Raw genomic sequence first — 18,220 nt, forward strand, 5'->3', positions numbered from 1 at the left:
CCGCTACGGCGCTATTGGAGGGCGCGCGTGCGGACGGCTTTGCTCTACCGAGCTACACCACCTTCGGGGACACGACCGCTCCTTGCCCTTGGGAACAGGGATTTTTTTTAGGCTGGTTGATACCTCCCCGGTGGACGAGGGCGCCGACCTACCAGATTAGCACATCTTTCAAAGACTTAGTCGCCGGTTCCGGCCAAGATCGCGGCGGACAAACAGGGAACTCATTCGACCAAGAACAGGGATTTGGAGATCGGGAAACAGGGAATTGTTTGGGAAGTTACATAGCGCGGGCCAAGGGCGACAAGTGCCAGGGGGCGTACCGCAGGCCCGACGCGGCGACCCAGCCGGGCTTGCCTTGGGAAGGGCGCCTGAGGATCACCTGACCTGCAGACAAAGACGGATGGTGAGCCGACACCGCCTACCAAGTCACCAGTCACCTCGACATCCAGGGCGGACGAAATCAGAATTCCTATACCAACGCGCCTGACTTTCTTCTTCGATAGCTTAGTACCGCTCGGACCACCTATGCTCGCCGGCCGCGATCATAGCCGTGCATCCTCTTCGCTGATGCGAAAAGTAACGGTGCTCGGCTCCGCCCCACCTGCGGGATAGCGCTTGCGAAGGCGGTGCAGCAATCTCTGAGCCCCTTGATCTCCGTTCAGCGCCATGGACTTCAGCTGTCGGATGAGCGCTTCGCACCGATTCATCCATAAGGGGCCGGACTCCGTAGGGATCTCGATGACTTCGAGAGCCACCCGCCGGAAGATCTCAACGCGATCGAACTCCGGCTTCGATCGTCTAGGGCGCCCCTTCGGATTGCCGGATTGCCCCTTCTTGAATCGGGTCTCTTTGGGAGGCCGGCGGTAACCGGTTTGGTCATCTTCACTCACAACAGTTCCTCTCCTGTCTCGTCGGGCAAATCCGGCACGATAATGAACTTTGTCAGTTGTTCCTCACTCCAGTCTCGCAATCCATATTCCTGGATCCTACCGACAATCGCCTTGGCGGCGGTGAGGTCGCCCCCGAGCGCTGCGTTAAACATCTTCCTAGTCTCAACCTCGATGCTCATCATAGATCTGCGTTGACCGCGCTCGGTAACGGCAATGGGCTCTGCGTCCAACTGCAACAGAAACGCACCCAGGTCAAAGCTACGTTTGAGCTGCTTCTTTCTAGAGGATTTCATCATCGATCTCCGGCTTCCGGCTCGCATCCCGCATCGCGCTCCAATTCGGCGAAGATTGCGCCATCCTGGCGAACGGCATCCTCTCCAGTCAGGATTTGCCAGCGCCGAATAATCGTGTCGACGTAGGTCGGATCGAGTTCGAGGCCGCGACATATGCGGCCGGTTTGCTCAGCGGCCATCAAGGTGGTGCCGCTGCCCAAGAAGGCGTCCAGGATGATCCCGCCGCGGTTTGATGCATCCATGATCGCGTCGATCACCATGGGAAGGGGTTTGACGGTGGGATGGAGATCAAATGCCGCCTGTCTCTTGCGTGCAGCCGTCGTCGCGCTGTCGTACCGCCATACGTTGGACCGATTGCGGCCGTATTTTCCCAGCTCGATGTTATTGATGTGAGCCGCGGTTCCGGACTTGAAGATGAAGATAAGCTCGTGCGCGGACCGATACAATGAGCCCAGGCCTGGAGTGTCCTTGACCCAGACGGCGATGTTCTTCAGCTCGGAAAAGGCCTCCTGACCGGTCTTCAGCAGATCTGCGGCATGCCGCCAGTCCATGCACAAGAAGACCAGCGCGCCACTTCTGCTAAAGGCGGCCAAATGTGAGCAAACAGCATTCAAGAATCCGGTGAACTGCTCCTCCGACATCTCGCCGGCTGCTTGCACGAAGTTCTGGTGCTTGACCTTGCCCTTGCCTGACACATTGCCTTCGATGGCAACATTATAAGGCGGGTCGGAAAAGACCATGTCAGCCAACTCGTCTTGCATCAAGCACTTGAAGCTTGTCTGCTCCGTGCTGTTGGCGCAAAGAATACGATGCTTGCCGAGGGTCCACATGTCGCCAGCACGGCAGATCGCCGGCCCATTCCAATCTTCCGCATCCTCAATCGGTTTCGGCACGCCTTTCTGTTTTTCGATAATGATGTCGATCTCGGCCGTGGAAAATCCAGTCACTGACAACGGAAAATCCAGATTGATTTCGGTGAGCCGCATCAGTTCCTGCGCCAGGAGACGTTCGTCCCATGACGCATTTTGGGCCTGTTTGTTATCTGCCAGCCGAAATGCCCTCAATTGCGTAGCGGACAGGTGTCGGACCTGAATGGCGGGCACCTCGGTCATGCCTAGACGTCGCGCGGCAAGCGTTCTGGCGTGACCCGCTATAATGCGTCCAGTGTCATCGATAACGACCGGTACCAAGAACCCGAATTCGCAAATGCTGTCGGCGAGTTGTTTGATTTGTTTTTGGGAATGTTGACGCGGGTTTTCCGTGTCGAGCACGAGGTGGTCTAACGCGACGTACTCGATCCCCACCCGAATGGGCGTCAGATTTCTAGCAGCGTTTGGCATCGCATCTCCACGATTTGAGCAGCTTTCGGCCCAGTCGGATTTGCAAAGAAGAAAGGGCGTGCAAGCCGGTTTCAATGAGTGTCGCGCAGCACCAGCATTTTCTGATCTGGCCTTAGCCGCGCATGGGCATAACCATCACAGTGATGGGCGAACTCACGAACACCGATAGCCGATGGATCTATTTCTAACAAACGTAAATTCAAAAAAAATCAACCCGTTACCAATTGATTAACGTTTAACGCCCGCAAGAGCTAGCAAGCTGTTTGGCCGTTAGTTGGCTGTTAACTCAGAGATCGCAGCGCGCGCCTTTGCCTCCTTATGGCGGAACGCTCGCAGCGCTCCGGCCGCGTTAGCCGTTCAATCGGGAGCGATATTGGGCTCGAGAGTTTGGCAAGCATAAACCTGGCGGCTTGGCTCTGCCGGCCACCCCGCTGAGGACAGGTCGTTACTTCGTCCTCGCTAGCCGTCGGCTCGTCAACGCTTTGAGAAGGCGCCGCTGCTCACGGTGAGCGGCTCTAGCGTAGCGCTCAAGAGCGACGATCCGCTTGGCCAGCTTTGACGTTGGCTCCTCTAAAAAAGCGGCGAGCATCCGAACGCGGATACTGCGGATGTCGGCCAACCTTAATCTTCCCCGCGCCAAATCGGTTGCGACCGCCGCGTTCACATCTAGCGCAAGCCCGCTCATCACGGCGTTTGTCAGCTCCTTCAATCGAACAGCGTCCCCACGCGCGCCCCGCGCCAACCCATGACGGAGCGCATTGCCGCTGGATCGGGATTTGCCGATTTGTGTTTTTGGCCCGGTGCTCCGTTTGGCATTCTCTCGATTGGCTTCGATTTGTCGTTTTGACGCCATCACTCCCCCGGCTCTTTGGCTCAATGTGACCATCCCTCGAACGCGGCGGGGCATCAACGCGGATCGGCAAAAGAGCAAGAATCTTGCTGCAGAAAGGACTGGCATTTGCTCCTAATTGGAGCGTTACTGATTCGTACTGGGCGCTGAAAGCGAAAGCCTTGCGCCGGCATCTCGCCCTGCAAACGCGGGGCTTCGGGCAGTGCGGCAAGTCATGCCGCGTTGTTCACGAGTAGGAGATGCCAGTGGCAATTGTTCCAAGAGGCGGCGTTGAGACGCCACGCCAGATCATCACGTTTAGTCCCAATCACCGCCGTCATTTCGTCGGCGGCTCGGATGCACGCATCATCATGGGAGATAATGAGGAGAGGCTGATCCGGCTGTGGCGCGAGAAGCGCGGCGAGATCGAACCTGAGGATCTCTCGGACAACCTCATCGTTCAGCTTGGTACCGTCACCGAGGACTTGAACCGCGCTTGGTATGAGCGCTCCTCCGGGCAGACCATCACGGACATCCAGAGGCGCGTCCGTCATCCCGTGCACAAATGGATGGGCGCAACATTGGACGGCATCGTCGAACAGTCGGGCTCAGTCTTCGAGGCGAAGTTCATGCTGCCTTGGGCCTTCACGGAAGAGGCGGCCGCCGAGAAGCACATGGCGCAGCTGCAGCATAACATGTGGGTCGTCGCCGCCCGTTCTTCCGTCCTCTCGATCATCACCGGCGGCGGCAAGTGGGTCGAGATCAAGATCCACGCCGATCCGCTCTACCAACACCTTCTCCTGACGGCCGAGAAGAAGTTCTGGCGCTGCGTCCAGAGTGGGGAGCCGCCCGTCTTGTTTAACATCGAGACGCCGCGACCGCGGCTTCAGGCCATCAAGATCGTGGACATGTCCGCCTCCAATCAATGGGCGGAGCTGGCGGCCATCTATCTTCGCACCCGCGTGGCTCACGGCGAGCATGAGCTCGCCAAGTCCGAGCTGAAGAAGCTCATGCCTGACGATGCCAAGGAGGCCACCGGCCACGGCATTCGCGCCAAGCGCTCGAAAGCCGGCGCCATCAGCTTTGATCCGGTTGAGATGGAGAGCGTCCATGCACCAGGCCAGTGAGCATATCGGCGCGATCGCAGCGGCGCTGGCCCGCGCGCAAGCCGAACTGACCAACCCGGAAAAGACCCTGACCGCTATCATCCACTCGCCCTTTCCGCGGGAGGAGGATCGCACCTTCCGCTACGCCTCGCTGGCCTCGGGCCTCGACATCGTGCGCAAGACCCTAAGCCAGCAGGAGATCGCCACCATCCAGACCACCCGGATCGAGGCCGCCACAGGCCAGATCCACCTCACCACCCTGCTCGCCCATTCCTCGGGCGAGTGGATCTCTTCAGACTGGCCGGTGTGCGCCACCAGAGATGTCGAGGCGCCGCACCGGATGGGGGCGGCGCTGACCTATGCGCGGCGCTATGCCCTGTTCGCCCTGGTCGGGATTGCCGGCGAGGACGATCTGGATGCGCCGGATACGCTGGCAGCCATGCCGGAGGCCGGGCCGCAAGGCCCTGTTGGCGCCAAAGCCAAGCCCGCGAAGGGCGTTCTCAACCGGGCGCCGGTGCTGGGGCCGCCGCAGTCCGCCGAGCTGCGGGAGCAGCTGCTGAGCCAGCTCGCGGCCTTACCTCCCGGCAAGGACTTGCTCGCTTGGGCCAAGGCCAGCATTCCGCTCAAAAACACCCTGCTGGAGGCCGACGCCCGGATGGTCGAAGCCGCCTATCGGGCCAAGCTCGAGACCGCCGCCGGACCCGGCGAGCAAGACCCGTCACCAGAGCCGCTCCCGGAAGCTGCTGCGGGCGCCGAGGCGGCGCTGCAGCCGGCGTCACCAGCGTCGCCCAAGACAGGGCTCGCCCATCCCAAGGACCCGCCCCGTAAGCGCAGCAAGGCTCACCTGCTGTTCGTCCGCGACCAACCCTGCCTGGTCTGTCGGCGAACCCCGTGCGATGCCCACCACCTCAAATTCGCCCAGCCGCGCGCCCTGGGCCTGAAGGTCAGCGACGAGTTCACGGTCCCCTTGTGCCGCACCCATCATCAGGAGCTGCACCGGCATGGCAATGAAAGGGCGTGGTGGGCGAACCTGCAGATTGCGCCATTGCCGGTGGCGCAGGAGTTGTGGGCGACGAGCCCCGTCCACGGCCCATCCAGCGCGGCTGTAAGCACCGCGGCGCTTACCGCAAACCTGGGGTCGGAGGCCTCGCCATCATGAACGGTCCCTGCCAAACGGCACACCAGCTGACCGCGACCGCGCCGCCGGCTGAGTTTGAAGCGTTGGCACCGCCTCCGCTGCTGCTTCCGGGCGAAAAGCTAGAGCACTACCTGGCGCTGCAGCAGGCGATCTTCGCCGACCTCGCGCCCCGATCCGCCATTGAGTGGCTGCTCGCGATCGATGTCGCTGAACTCTCCTGGGAGATCCAGCGCTACCGGGTGCTACGGCATAAGGTTCTGGAGACCCATCGCCAAAAGGCAATCGAAGCTGCGCTTCGGAGCATCGACATGATCGGGATCGCCCGCGAACTCCAGGATGAAGCCGAGTACTACACCCTGCAAAATGCGTTGAGCTGGCGGATTGATGCGATGGCTGCAACCGAGATCGACATGCGACTTGCTCGCTATGGCTTCGATCAACACGCCATCAACACGGAAGTCTACGTGCAGGCCCGCGAGATCTTCGTGCTGTTCGAGGGTCTGCTTAATGCCGCACAAACCAAACGCATGCTGCTCCTGCGCGAGATCAGGAATCAGCGCCTTGCGGGTGAGGCTATGCGCAAGCGGCACTGACGCAAACGAACGAAAAGCACAGACCAGCGAGATCGGTCCAGCGGCTATGCCGCAACCGAGTAGCACATTGCTTAAAATAGCACGCCCGTTTCGAACGCTAGGAGCACCGGACAACAGCATCTGCTCGTCGGGGGCGGACCGGTTGACCGCTGCTCATCTACGATCGCGAGAAGCCCAATCGTTCACCGGTATTTCGCTCGCCGTTTGCGGCGTCGCGCGCGCCGGCGCTCGAACCCGACAAGCTCTTCAGTCTGGTTCGACTAATGTCACCAGTTGCCAAAGCTCTGCATCACCGCAGCCGGCATCCTGGTCGCGTTGTGCGCATGCCATGCTCGGCATAAAGGCGGGTCAGCACGGCGCAGGAGAAACTCGGCCAAAAGCCGCTGACCGGCGGAGCAGGTCCGCTGGCTTCACGATCGGTCTCGCGCCGCAGAGTCGAGAGGCCGCTTTAGTCTGCCCCAGTGGACCTTATCGTTCATGCTCGGCGCCGCCGGTCACTGCCGGAGCCGCATGCCGGCGCAACCAGTTGCAGGTTCACCTGGAAGCGGGAAAGCGAGCCTGCGCAAGCACCCAGGTCGACGCGCGGCACGCGATCCTCGCGAGCCATCGACCCCCGCTGGTTGAGGAGTGGACCACAGTGCGGCGCGCCGGCATTCACGGTAGCGCTTCCTCCTAGAACGTCCGGAACAAGAGGACAATGGCGATTCAACTAGTGCGACGGCGTTGCTCGCCTCCTGAGCGTAATGATATATTTTAGGTATTTCGAGCTGGAGGATTTTTCATGAAGTTTCTCCGATCGGCGTCGCTTCTGGCCGTTTACTCCCTGTTTGCTGTCCCCGGCTCGGCCGAGGATAGGCCAAACGGACCACCACCTTTGTCGGCGTCTCCGGCACCTGTGCCGGGTTATATGGGCTTCGAGAAGCCTTGTCCGGACCAAAATCCAAATATGCGCAAGCCGCGCACGAGTGAAACCTGCGATTATGTAACGATCATTAAGCGCTGCGAAGGCGACCTGACGGAGCGCCTATTCCGACAGCCGCGTGAGATCGGGTTGGACCATCCGCGGCGGCTTGCCTGTCATTCAGACTGAATTTCCACCCACAATGGAAAGCTTCGCCAAGAGGCGGACGCTGCCGCGAGTGTCGAGAACCTAGGCGGGTGCATGCGGCCAGAATTCAGGGCGTTGACAGGGCTTCGAGGTGTGGCGGCAACGACCGTCGCCTACATACACTTCCAGCAATTATCGGGAAGCTCCCACGGGCTCTTCGCGTGGCAGCACGCAGCAGTTGACTTATTCTTCTGCCTCAGCGGGTTCACGCTGACTTACGTCTATAGCGCGGAGAACTTTCTTTTTTCGAGCTATATCATCGCTCGAATTGCGCGGATCTACCCGCTTTACCTCCTCACTCTGATCATTGCTGGCGCGGGTTATATCTTACCGATAGCCATTAATCCCGAAAATTATCCCGTAAACGCTGCCAGCACAGACTTTCTGCTGCAGCTATCGATGCTCAATTCCTGGCCGGTCATCGGTTCAGGCGTCTTTTGGAATCCTCCGGCATGGTCAATATCCGTCGAGTGGTTATGCTATCTTCTGCTGTTTCCGCTCCTATTGCATGCAAAGGCACCGCGCTCACCTAACGCTCGACTGATTTGCCTCGTTGTACTCGGAGCAGCTTCATATGCTATCTTCATGCAATACTTCGACGAGCACCTAACCGTACCCGAGCTATACGTTGCAAAGAGCCGATGGAGCTATTGGGTAAATCCACTCCGAGGCATCCTTGAATTCACGTCTGGATGGCTCGCCTTCTCCTGCTTCAAAATGCAAGACGATCTATGCGTCTTCAGCGGGAAGTATGCGACATACATCGGGCTGGCTTTTGTCGCCATTTTGGTTCTTCAGTTCTTAGGAATTGTCAGCTCGCAGACACTGATATTTCTCTTTCCGTTCGTGATACTTGCTGCGACAAATCCCGCCTCACCAATATCGCGGGTGCTGGCATCTACTGGGTTACATTTCATCGGCGTAATCTCCTACTCGATCTACATGACGCACGTGATCGTTTTTATGGCGTTCGGATTCGTGTTCGGGCTACCCGATACATGGCCGATGCAAATCTATGTCGCTATGATCGTCGCTGCCTTTGCCGTTTCAGTAAGCAGCTTTTTTGCGCTCGAGAGGCCAGCGCGCAACATCATACGAAACAACTGGCGAAACTACAGCCAGCATCAAGCCTCTTCGCTTGGTTGAAGCCAAAGGACATCGTCCATCTAATGCCGATTACTGGGCGACCGTGCATCCTTCGTCGACCTTCGTCGACACCGGGTGGATCTGCGAAATTATCCTGATCAACCGTGGACCGGAAATCACGCCTTTCGCTGTTATGACGGCGAGCCCGCGCCAGCCGGGGTCGCATTGACCAGAACTGCTCGGCGTCGCTGACGACTTATAAAGGAAGTCGCCCCACCAACTAGCCGTGTCTCCGCCACCACCTGCCGTGCATGAAGGCGCGCATGAGTCGACCGGCTAGTAGGAGCGGCCAAAGGAGGCTCCGAGCACATGAGCCTGATGCTGGGTGAACAAGAGCGCGTCCGCAGTTGCCGCGATGACGGCGAGCACGAGAACAATGCGGAAATTGCGCGAGATATCCCGATGCGTGTCGTCTTGATCATTCGGAACAGGCGTGGCGAGGCCACCCCGCCGCGGCTTTCCCTGTCTTGAATCCGCCTCAATTGGCGGCGCGCGGGTTTCGAAACATGTCCAGCAGCCACGAGCAGTGGACAAGCGGCCGAGCCGATCCTAAGCTTCGCCAATTGCGGAAATCGAAGCTGCTAAACGCGGTTCTGACTATGGACTGGTCCTACTATCTCACGGGAGCTGCAGTGATCCTGCTCCTCCTTGCCTATCATCTGCATGGCAGGCTGTTCAGGAGGGATACACTGCGGGACGAGAAACTGAATCGACTGATCGATGAACGCATCGATCGCATGGACCTGAAGCGCGAAAAAAAGCACGATCAATCGTCCCGCACTCGGCCCTAGCGGTCACCTTTTCCGCCGCACTTCTGCACTCTTCTTCAAATATTTGGCGACTGCGCGCAAGAATCGCATCAACCTCAGCGCGACGATCCACCGGCAGACGTGAGGAAGCCCGTTTCGAGCGGCGGCCCTCGGCTTTTATGCTCCCACAATCGGCATGGTCGGCCGATTGCTTACCATCGTCGGCATGTACAACTCGCCCCGATGGCACGATCGCCGTCGAAAAAAAGTAGAGCCATTGTCCGAGCAGCGTGTCGACGCCCGCTTGCGTTGAGAGCACTGACTCACGCGAGGGCACTATGTGCTGTTCATGCTGATCGGGAGGCCGGCTGAGGACAATCTCGATGCGCCCGACGTCTCTCTCGAACGGCAAATACTCCGAACATTAAAATGGGCCCGCCGGCAAGAGAGAGCGGTCACTCAGCGGGCGGTGCGGGCGTTAGCGGCAGCGGGGGCGACGACGGTTTTGGTTTTCCGGTCGTCGGCTGAGTTGTAGTCTGTGGTAATGAGGGGGCTGGCACAGGCTTGCGCGCGGCGGAAGTTGCGATTTGTGCCGGAGGCGTAACTATCTTGGGCGGCGCCTTCCGCTCGAGGCGGATCAATTGATCGTTGATCGCCTTGATTTGCTCGGCTGCCTTCGCGTTGTCACGCTCCGCCAGTTCCTGGCCGGTTCTTAGTTGATCAGAAAGTCGGGCAACGGCGCGGGTTAGGTCTTCCTGGTTGTTCTTGAGCTGCTCGCCGCGTTTCGCGTTGTCGCGGACCATCTGTTCACGACCGATCTTGAGCTGCTCGATTTCCTTTTCCAAGTTTGTGAGATCGCGCGAGATCGACTGAAGCAATGGCATCAACTCGGACAGTAAAGTTGTCGGCACCGCCAGGGTCGCAGGCCCCGACTGCGAACCCGTCTTCGCGGCATCGCGGGAGCCCAACCAAACAAGGGCGGTTCCAGCGACGCCGACTGCCAGCAGGATACCGGCAAACCCACGTACTATCCACCCACGCGGCGAAATCCGATTGCCTGAGCCGGCAGGCGGAATCGTGTTGATACCTACTGTCTTTAGGTCAGGTCGGAGAAGACTTCCGACTTCTAGCTTCGAACGGGATTGATGTCCCTGATCGGCCGTAAGCGTCAAGGTGACCGCACATGGCGCGGTTGATTGAGATCTGAGAGTCTTCGGCGTTGATGAAGTCGGAGATCTGGTGATGCAAATTTCTGTAAGTACGCCTATCCCTGATGATGGAAATTGTCAGGTGATCGAGCACCTGGAGGCACGGCCTCTTCGGGCTCGGCGCGGCTGGTCCGCCGAGGCGAAGGCCCGGCTTGTGGAGGAGACGCTTGTTCCCGGCGCCAATGTTTCGGCGATTGCCCGGCGGGCCGGAATGGCTCCGTCGCAGTTGTTTGGTTGGCGACGCCAAGCGCTGGCAGCGAGGGTTGCGATCGGGAACGGGGCGGTAGACGGCGGTCGGGCAATGCGGTTCGAGCGCATTGCGGCGGTGAGCCGCGCGCTGGTGGAAATTGTCATTGGTGAAGTGGTGTTGCGCGCCGGAAGCGATGTCGAGCCTGATCATCTCGCCAATGTCATCCGTGCGGTTCGCAAGACATGATCCCGTCGGGCGTTGAAGTTTATGTTGCCAGCACGCCGGTCGACTTCCGCAAGGGGTCGGTGTCGCTGATGGCCCTGGTGCGCGACGGCGGTGTTGATCCGTTCAATGGAGCGCTCTACGTCTTCCGCTCGAAACGAGCCGACCGGGTGAAGATCGTTTGGTGGGACGGCGGCGGTATTTGCCTGTTTGCGAAAACGCTCGAGAAGGAGCAGTTTTGCTGGCCCCGGATCGCGCCGGCGACAGTGCAACTGAACTATGCCCAGTTGCTCGCCCTTGTCGACGGGATGGACTGGAAAAAGGTTCGGCCGACAACGGTGCAGCGTCCGCGATCGGTTGGCTAGAAAAAGGCTGTGACATTTTGAATCGGGGCATTTGAAATGCCTCGAAAATCGGCGGCGATCATGCTCTGCTCTCGGCGATGATGCCGACCGTTGCCGAGCTTCCGGACGATATTGATACGCTCAAGGCGATGGTGCTGGCCACAGTCGAGCAGCGCGCGGAGATGGAGGCGGAGAATAGCCCCGCATTGCCTCCGAGATCGCGGCTCTCAAGCTGATCAACACAACCTCGGATGCGCGAATTGCGGAACTGACGGCGATCGTCAAGACGTTTGAACGCATGCTTTACGGCACGCGCTCGGAACGCATGCGCGGGGAACGGCTGGACGATGAGCAGATCGACTTCGTGTTCGACGAGATCAAGACCGGCGTGGCGGCGATCGGCGCCGAATTGGAGACAGCGGGCAAGGACAAGCTGAAGCGCGCGCCGCGGCCGCGCAAGGGCTTTGCGCCTCACCTGGAGCGGATCGAGCAGGTTATTGAGCCAGAGGTTCCGCCCGGCTGCGAGGATCTGGAGAAGGTCCTGATTGGCGAGGACGTGTCGGAGCGTCTCGACGTGGCGGCAGCCAAGTTCCGGGTGATCGTGACCCGCCGCCCGAAATACGCCTATCGCGGCCGCGACGGCGTGATCCAGGCGCCGGCGCCGCCCCATATCATCGAAAGCGGCATTCCGACCGAGGCGCTTCTGGCCCAGATCGCCGTCGCCAAATATGCCGACGGCCTGCCGCTGTATCGGCAGGAGACGATCTACGCCCGCGACAAGACCGAACTGAGCCGTTCGCTGATGGCCCAATGGATGGGCAAGGTCGGCTTCGAACTGCAGCCTCTGGCGGACTATGTTCTCGCGCGCATCAAGCAGGGCGACAGGCTGTTCGCCGACGAAACCACGTTGCCGACGCTGGCGCCGGGAAGCGGCAAGACCCAAAAGGCCTGGTTATGGGCCTATGCGCGCGACGACAGGCCCTTCGGGCGTACCAGTCCGCCGATGGTCGCCTATCGCTTCGAGGACAGCCGCAGCGGCGACTGCGTGGCGCGTCATCTGGCAGGCTTCACCGGCATTCTGCAGGTGGATGGTTACGCCGCCTACACACAGCTGGCCAAAGCGAAAGCCGGCTCCAATGAGGTGATGGCTCTCGCGGGCTGCTGGGCACATCTGCGCAGACGGTTCTATGAACTGCACATCAATGGCAGTTCGCAAATTGCGACGCAGACGATCACAACGATGGCCGAGCTCTGGAAGATTGAAGAGAAGATCCGCGGCCGCGATCCTGCCGCACGCCTGACCGCGCGTCGGGACCGTTCGGCGGCCATCGTCGCTGACCTCTTCAAGCTCTGGGAAACGGAATTGCCGCGCATCTCGGGAAAGTCAAAACTGGCCGAGGCGATCCGCTACGCCACGTCCCGACGCGAGGCCCTCGGGCGCTTCCTCCTCGACGGTCGTGTCGAAATCGATTCCAACATTGTCGAACGGGCCATCAGACCCCAGACAATAACGCGAAAGAATGCGCTCTTCGCGGGGAGCGATGGCGGTGGCCGGACATGGGCAACCGTCGCTACACTTTTGCAGACGGCAAAAATGAACGACGTCGATCCGTTCGCCTGGCTGACGCAGACGCTCGAGCGCCTCGCCAACAGGTGGCCGATCTCCAAGATCGAAAACCTCATGCCGTGGAATTACAAAGCCTGAACGGTCACAGCTTGGTGCTTTCCAGGATCGAGCGCAGTGAGGATGAGAAACGCTGGAGGATGAGCAGAGCCGAGCTGGAAAAGCGCATTAGGCAACTGCGCAGCGAAGGCAAAGGCATCCTCCCGCACGATCGGCGTCGGCACCAGCACCGTGCAGCGCGCCCTGGAGGCGTCATGACTGACCGCCGGATCGATTCAAGAACTTCTGGCGCTGAAGGCGCGCTCATAAATCGAACCCACAGCCGTTTCTGAGTAGTACAGCGGTTGCGGCTTTAGGGTGGCTACGAACGCCACGAAGCCCAGCGCTAAGAGCGCGAAAGTCATGAGACTGAAAGTGTGGTTCAGGGTCATCTTCGCTCCGGTTCTCGGGCTGCATCATGCGAACCGGACCATGAAGAAATCGACCCGAATTTTCCGTGACGGCACTCACAAATGCTCGGCGGCCAATGGGTGGACCACCTTACCTCCCAGTCAACCTTTGATAAAAAATCAAAATTAAACAGTTTGGTGCTCACGCCTAACGGGGATTGATCCAGTCCCTGTCGCGCCGCCGGCAAGTGGGTGTGCGGGAGAAGTGCGTGCAAAAAAAACCGCCACCCCCGAGGCAGCCCGGGCGGGCATTCTCGATGGTGGAGGCTTTATCGCATTTTAGAGTTAGGAACCGAGGATTCCTTGGAAACCGAAGTTTCCTGCACTACCGATCCCGTTCAAAGCGTTAGCGTCGCCGCCGAGGCTGGTAGCCGCAGCGACCTGCACGGGAATGGTGTTCTGTACGGAGTTCTGTATGCTGATCGGTACGTTGACCAACCCGCCGCCGCCAGCCACCACCTCGAGGTCCATTTCCGTTAGTTCACAGATTTCAGTCATGGCTTGCCTCCTTAGGAGAAAAGCCCGCACACCCCTCGGGAGCAGCCCATGGAGAGTGCGGGCATTCCCGACTTAGCCGTGGCTCACAATCCCGACCAGGGTCGCGCTGTTGATCTGATTACCGATCGCGTTGACAGCGGTGGCGGGCGAGTTTTTGCCGCTGGAGGTAGCAGTGGCGCTCTGGTCGGCATAGTTATACTGAACGTTGGTCAGGTACTGGTCCACATCAAAGCCGCCAGCAACCGCCTCGAGGTCCGTATCGATGAGTTCACGAATCATAATTTGCTCCAAAGAGTTTGTGTTTGGTCTGTATTTGTGAACAACACTGGCTCGAAGCGAACCAGTGCCTCACTGCCCGTGTAGATGCCTGAAGACGGATTTTTTATCTGTGAGAGAAATCACGTCCCAAGCCCGCAGGGCTTTGATTCTCAGTTTGTTCATCTGCCATTCAGACGTTCTGGAGATTTCCATTTCTCTTTTTCCCAACCGCAGAGAAGTCAGCGCTTCTCGCCCAGATCGCGGTGGCCAAATATGCCGACGGGCTGCCGCTCTACCGGCAGGAAGCGATCTACCGCGTGGCGACGTCGATCTCGACCGGTCGTTGATGGCGCAATGGATGGGCAAGGTCGGCTTCGAACTGCAGCCTCTGGCGGACTATGTGCTGGAGAAGATCAAGCAGGGCGAACGGATCTTCGCTGACGAGACGACCCTGCCAACGCTCGCTCCCGGCCTGAGATGCGGGTGAAAGCGCGCCAGGAAAAGTCCGCCGCTATCGTCGCGGGGCTCTTCGATCTGTGGGACAAGGAGCTGCCGCGCCTGTCGGGCAAATCCAAACTCGCCGAGGCGATCCGCTATGCCACATCCAGACGCACCGCCCTCGAGCGCTTTCTAAGCGACGGCCGTATCGAGATCGACTCCAACACCGTCGAGCGGGCAATCCGGCCGCAAACCATCATAAGAAAAAATGCGCTCTTTGCGGGCAGCCACGGTGGCGGCCGGACCTGGGCGACCATCGCCACGCTTCTGCAGACCGCGAAGATGAACAATGTCGATCCGCACGCATGGCTCACGCAAACTCTCGAACGGATCGCGCAGGGCTGGCCGATCTCTCAGATCGATGCTCTCATGCCCTGGCACTTCAACGCCTGAACGGCCTCAGCTTGGCGCTGACGATCGGCCGGAGGTGCAACACGGATTTGTTCGGACGCCTTGCTGAAGCCTTTGCTCTCAGTGTCTGGATCGATGTGGGCTCCGAGTGTCGGATTTGATGAAATGCCTGGTTGTCGCGGAGTCAGCCTTCGGAATTTCTCTACCGGAGTCTCAGTTCCATGCTCAAGACGTTCGACAGCGGCAGTTTCTCACCTAGGCCCCTCGTCATAGGGCCCCTCATCAAAAAACGTGGGAGGTGATGGAGGCTCGCTTAGTATGCTCGCAATCGTATTGCCTACTGTCTGAAGTTTATCCGTACTCATTTGCTAACCTTCGTTTCCGCCTCAACCGCGCAGATCGTCCTGTCAGATTGTGCAGCTCACTTGCGATGATTCCACTGGCTGCGGCAGCATCATCGAGGCGCAGAACGTCTTTGCGCCGAAGGCGTCGAATGGCATTTCGCGCTGATAAACTCGATCACAATAGCGAACGTTGTACCGATCATACATAAATGAACCTCGGTCAAGTGTCAGACGCTCCGAAAAGGCGAAGAAGGAAAAACGATCAAGTGCACACCAGAAGGTGCAACGCCTTTGATGCCAGCAGCCTTGATGTCACTGGCGCCGCGTCTGGCGCGACGAGAACCACGATTGGAAGACAAAAACCAGCGCCAACTAACTTTCGCCAAGCACTGTAAGACAAGAACGGCAATGAAGCCAAGCCGCAGTCGAGAGCATCGCACCGAAAGCGGAAGGGTTCGGCTCGAGAAGGCAGTCCGCCCAGCCGCGAGACCGTAGCCAGTAGGAAATCACTACGTCCAGAGACAGCTGGAGGCGGTCATGAGGTCGAACGGATCTCCTCCAATTTGCCAGTTTGCGCCGCTGAGACGAGTTGAGGCGGCGCTAGGTTGCGCCCGCCGCTTCGCTGTTGCCCCGGTCACATTGCCAGCGAAGATGATTTCGACGCGCCGACGTGGTGCCCGGGCCGCCGACCGCGGTGCCGCCGCAAGGGCCCCGGGCGCGAAAGCCAAGCCTGCAAGCGCTCTTACCCGCGCGCCGGTCCGCCGAACTGCGGGAGCAACTGTTAAGTCGGCTCGCAGCCTACCCGCAGCGATGTCCTGCTCGCTTGGGCCAAGTCCAGCCTTCCTCTCAAGAATGCCCTTTTGCAAGTTGACGCCCGGATTATCGAGACCGCCGATCAGACCAGATTGAAGGAGCCGCCCGTGCCCCATCCAACGTGGCCGAACAGAAGCAAAACCTGCGTATGTCGGCAGCTGTTGGGGGCACCGAAACTGCGCCACAGCAATCTCAGCCAGCTGCGAACAAGGTTGGACAGGCCATCCTAATAAGGAGCTTCCCCGCAAGCGCAGCAAGGCCCACCTATTGTCCGAGACAGCCCAGCCTCGTTTGCTGGCAAACCCTTGCGACGCCCACAAGCCAGGACTCTCGGCCGCAAGTCAGACGATTACAAACTGTCCCCTGTGCCGTACGCATCCCGAGGAACTGCACACCGGCACGGCAATGAAAGCGCCTGGTGAGCGAATGGATCCGCCTTTAGTTCCCGACCGCGAGCGCGGTCATAGCGTAACTCTGGGATTTTGGACGCGCAGCAGTTCGTCGGCGCGGACTAGGCGATGTCATGCGGTTGTTGGACGAGACGAAATAGTACGCACCCAACTTACCAAAGCGCTTATTTCCCTTCGCACGTGGAGGAAATAGAGAAGATGCGTGATCGCAAAGGACAGAAGGCAAGTCCCCAAAATGGTCGCCATCACGTACAGACCGGCACCGGCCGGGACCGCCACAGGCAATAGTGATGCCTGTCTGACGGTGGATACGAAAGCCTGCCAGGAAATGACCAAGAAGCCCGCATAGGCGGTGCTCAAGTGGGTAGCGACGGTAAAGGGAAGCCTCGATTTGGCCAGCAACCCGTAGCAGGCCAGCAGGAAGATCGGAAGCGCGACCCCGAACAACTGAAACCCGTCGATCGGGACGATGTAGCTCAAGAGTGCGTCGCTTCGCTGAAAGATCCCGAACATTCTGAGGTTGATGAACCAGAGAAGTTCGGAGCTGGGGGCATATTGAAGAGCACGCGCAGCCAGTTCGGCGCAAAGCGTAGCGACAAAGAGCGCCAACGGTCCGAGGAATTGCAACCTGAAAAGACGATTCATGAGACGAATGCCAGTAGGTCAAGAAAAGCTTGGTCTGGCTTACGTCAGAAACGTTTAGGTTGCCTTAATTGTTCCCCGGCGCGGAGCACGTCGTTTGTGCCCATATCGATATAGAATCTACAGGTGAGCCGGCGTCGTGACCTTAGTGAACGACAAAAGCGTCTCGGGCGGAACGATTGGGACTGTTGCAGTCGGAAGCCCGCCTGGAGGTTGAGCGCAGACCTGACTGCGACGCGGCGAAAATTCGAGAGGGCCTATTCGCTCGACCCGGGCAACCCGGTGGTCGCCAACAACCTCGAGCTTCACAATGGCAGCCGGCGGTTCATCGAAAGGCCGCCGAACAATCAGCCATAAGTTTTCAATTATTCGTTTCTTACTTACAAAAATCGGCTTCGTTCTGTCGAATTCAATTTTTGGGTAAGTTAATACCTAGATCGAATCTACGTTGTGGCCACTGGCCTGGCAGGCTCAGACGATGCTGTCAGCACCAGGCGCTTCTTAGCCCAAGCAGGCCGAGGCTGGCTCAACGCGTTTCCCTTGACATTGGCGAGTCGCGCGACGGTCGCAAGCGCGCGCGCATGTCCAACAGAAAGCAGAAATCAACTGCCGCGGATGGACCGGCGTCGATCGCTAGAGCTGGGCGGGAAGACGCGCCCGCCAGTTCGATATGTCAAGTGCTTAGCGTCTCGAGTTGCCCATCCTGGGCGAAACGCCCATCTTTCCGTGACCCCGATGGCGGCGATCAACGAAAAACCAACCCCCGTATGTTGAGTCCCATGTCGGATCGGTTGCATAGGCGAGAGCCGCTTGCTCGCGCTCAAGTCTAAGTCGCTCGTTCTCGGCTTCAATTTGCTGCTTCTCAATCGCGCGCTGTTTTTCAAGCTGTGCTCTCTCGAGGGCGCGCTCGTTTCGTGAACGTAGCTCGGCATCGTCGAGGACCTTACCGCCAGGCCCATAGATATGCTCAGTATCTCCCGTGATGACCCGCACCTGCTGGGCAACCGAGGGCGATGCTACGGCTAGACAGGTCGCAATGAACATTGCTCGCGGCAAGAGAAATACCCTTGTTGCGTCTTGAGTGAGCCGTTCCTTGGTCAAAATGCATCTCCGTAACCGGATTTGGCTTGCTTTCGTGCGGCAGCGCAGTATGTCGCGATGAGCCTGAGCCGAAGTG

General features: G+C 59.1%; 17 protein-coding genes and 2 pseudogenes. 10 read left to right on the plus strand and 9 right to left on the minus strand.

Annotated elements, in window-relative coordinates; translation table 11 throughout:
* Positions 1-542 precede the first annotated feature (542 nt).
* The 3 genes from SO156_RS40520 to SO156_RS40530 are packed head-to-tail and all read right to left on the minus strand — an operon-like array spanning position 543 to position 2,523.
* Positions 543-890 carry a DUF5681 domain-containing protein gene (locus SO156_RS40520; protein ID WP_498538699.1) on the minus strand — a complete coding sequence of 116 codons (348 nt, stop codon included), beginning with the start codon at positions 888-890 and terminating at the stop codon, positions 543-545.
* Entirely contained in the window at positions 887-1,183 is a 297-nt protein-coding gene (locus SO156_RS40525; protein WP_498538700.1) for a DUF5681 domain-containing protein, read from the minus strand. The genes SO156_RS40520 and SO156_RS40525 overlap by 4 nt, the downstream gene beginning before the upstream one ends.
* Entirely contained in the window at positions 1,183-2,523 is a 1,341-nt protein-coding gene (locus SO156_RS40530) for a site-specific DNA-methyltransferase (RefSeq protein WP_498538701.1), read from the minus strand. Before SO156_RS40530 ends, SO156_RS40525 begins: the two co-directional genes overlap by 1 nt.
* Before the next feature lie 1,101 nt (positions 2,524-3,624).
* On the opposite strand from SO156_RS40530, the gene SO156_RS40535 reads away from it, so the two are divergent.
* The 6 genes from SO156_RS40535 (at position 3,625) to SO156_RS40560 (ending at position 9,234) form a co-directional block, all read left to right on the plus strand.
* Positions 3,625-4,479, plus strand: a complete 855-nt coding sequence (locus SO156_RS40535; protein WP_498538723.1) for a YqaJ viral recombinase family protein — start codon at positions 3,625-3,627, stop codon at positions 4,477-4,479.
* Positions 4,463-5,617 (plus strand): ERF family protein, encoded by a 1,155-nt coding sequence (locus tag SO156_RS40540; protein ID WP_498538702.1) that lies wholly within the window; start codon positions 4,463-4,465, stop codon positions 5,615-5,617. Before SO156_RS40535 ends, SO156_RS40540 begins: the two co-directional genes overlap by 17 nt.
* Complete coding sequence (locus SO156_RS40545) at positions 5,524-6,189, plus strand: hypothetical protein (protein ID WP_498538703.1); 666 nt, start codon at positions 5,524-5,526, stop codon at positions 6,187-6,189. Before SO156_RS40540 ends, SO156_RS40545 begins: the two co-directional genes overlap by 94 nt.
* A 1,162-nt stretch (positions 6,190-7,351) precedes the next feature.
* Positions 7,352-8,443, plus strand: a complete 1,092-nt coding sequence (locus SO156_RS40550; RefSeq protein ID WP_498538704.1) for an acyltransferase family protein — start codon at positions 7,352-7,354, stop codon at positions 8,441-8,443.
* 309 nt (positions 8,444-8,752) lie between these two features.
* Entirely contained in the window at positions 8,753-8,914 is a 162-nt protein-coding gene (locus SO156_RS40555; RefSeq protein ID WP_498538705.1) for a hypothetical protein, read from the plus strand.
* 161 nt (positions 8,915-9,075) lie between these two features.
* A complete protein-coding gene (locus SO156_RS40560) occupies positions 9,076-9,234 on the plus strand; it encodes a hypothetical protein (RefSeq protein ID WP_498538706.1) in 159 nt (52 codons plus the stop codon).
* Between the two features lie 413 nt (positions 9,235-9,647).
* Here SO156_RS40560 and SO156_RS40565 read toward each other — a convergent pair whose 3' ends face one another.
* Positions 9,648-10,070, minus strand: a complete 423-nt coding sequence (locus tag SO156_RS40565; RefSeq protein ID WP_498538707.1) for a hypothetical protein — start codon at positions 10,068-10,070, stop codon at positions 9,648-9,650.
* A gap of 364 nt (positions 10,071-10,434) precedes the next feature.
* On the opposite strand from SO156_RS40565, the gene SO156_RS40570 reads away from it, so the two are divergent.
* The 3 genes and pseudogenes from SO156_RS40570 to tnpC all read left to right on the plus strand — a co-directional run bounded on the left by SO156_RS40570 (position 10,435) and on the right by tnpC (position 12,861).
* The gene (locus SO156_RS40570) at positions 10,435-10,836 is read left to right on the plus strand and encodes a transposase (RefSeq protein ID WP_498538708.1); all 402 of its coding nucleotides are present in this window, start codon (positions 10,435-10,437) and stop codon (positions 10,834-10,836) included.
* A complete protein-coding gene (gene tnpB, locus SO156_RS40575) occupies positions 10,833-11,177 on the plus strand; it encodes an IS66 family insertion sequence element accessory protein TnpB (RefSeq protein ID WP_498538709.1) in 345 nt (114 codons plus the stop codon). The genes SO156_RS40570 and tnpB overlap by 4 nt, the downstream gene beginning before the upstream one ends.
* 77 nt (positions 11,178-11,254) lie before the next feature.
* Positions 11,255-12,861 (plus strand): annotated as a pseudogene (gene tnpC / locus SO156_RS40580) (IS66 family transposase).
* Here the strand turns inward: tnpC and SO156_RS40585 are convergent.
* From SO156_RS40585 to SO156_RS40595, 3 genes are all read right to left on the minus strand, one after another.
* Positions 12,849-13,010: a hypothetical protein gene (locus SO156_RS40585; protein ID WP_498538710.1), complete on the minus strand. Its 162-nt coding sequence runs from the start codon at positions 13,008-13,010 to the stop codon at positions 12,849-12,851. The pseudogene tnpC and the gene SO156_RS40585 sit on opposite strands and share 13 nt — an antisense overlap.
* 504 nt (positions 13,011-13,514) lie before the next feature.
* Positions 13,515-13,727, minus strand: coding sequence for a hypothetical protein (locus tag SO156_RS40590; protein ID WP_458151738.1), 213 nt, complete (start codon positions 13,725-13,727; stop codon positions 13,515-13,517).
* Positions 13,728-13,799: 72 nt separating this feature from the next.
* The gene (locus SO156_RS40595) at positions 13,800-14,006 is read right to left on the minus strand and encodes a hypothetical protein (RefSeq protein ID WP_458151737.1); all 207 of its coding nucleotides are present in this window, start codon (positions 14,004-14,006) and stop codon (positions 13,800-13,802) included.
* A 221-nt stretch (positions 14,007-14,227) separates the two neighbouring features.
* Here SO156_RS40595 and SO156_RS40600 point away from each other — a divergent pair.
* Positions 14,228-14,876, plus strand: a pseudogene (locus SO156_RS40600) (IS66 family transposase); the annotation flags it as partial.
* Positions 14,877-16,512: 1,636 nt separating this feature from the next.
* Here SO156_RS40600 and SO156_RS40605 read toward each other — a convergent pair.
* Positions 16,513-17,046: a hypothetical protein gene (locus tag SO156_RS40605; protein ID WP_498538711.1), complete on the minus strand. Its 534-nt coding sequence runs from the start codon at positions 17,044-17,046 to the stop codon at positions 16,513-16,515.
* A 678-nt stretch (positions 17,047-17,724) separates the two neighbouring features.
* The gene (locus SO156_RS40610) at positions 17,725-18,144 is read right to left on the minus strand and encodes a hypothetical protein (protein ID WP_498538712.1); all 420 of its coding nucleotides are present in this window, start codon (positions 18,142-18,144) and stop codon (positions 17,725-17,727) included.
* Positions 18,145-18,220: the final 76 nt, after the last annotated feature.

Source organism: Bradyrhizobium sp. UFLA05-125 (assembly GCF_059803515.1).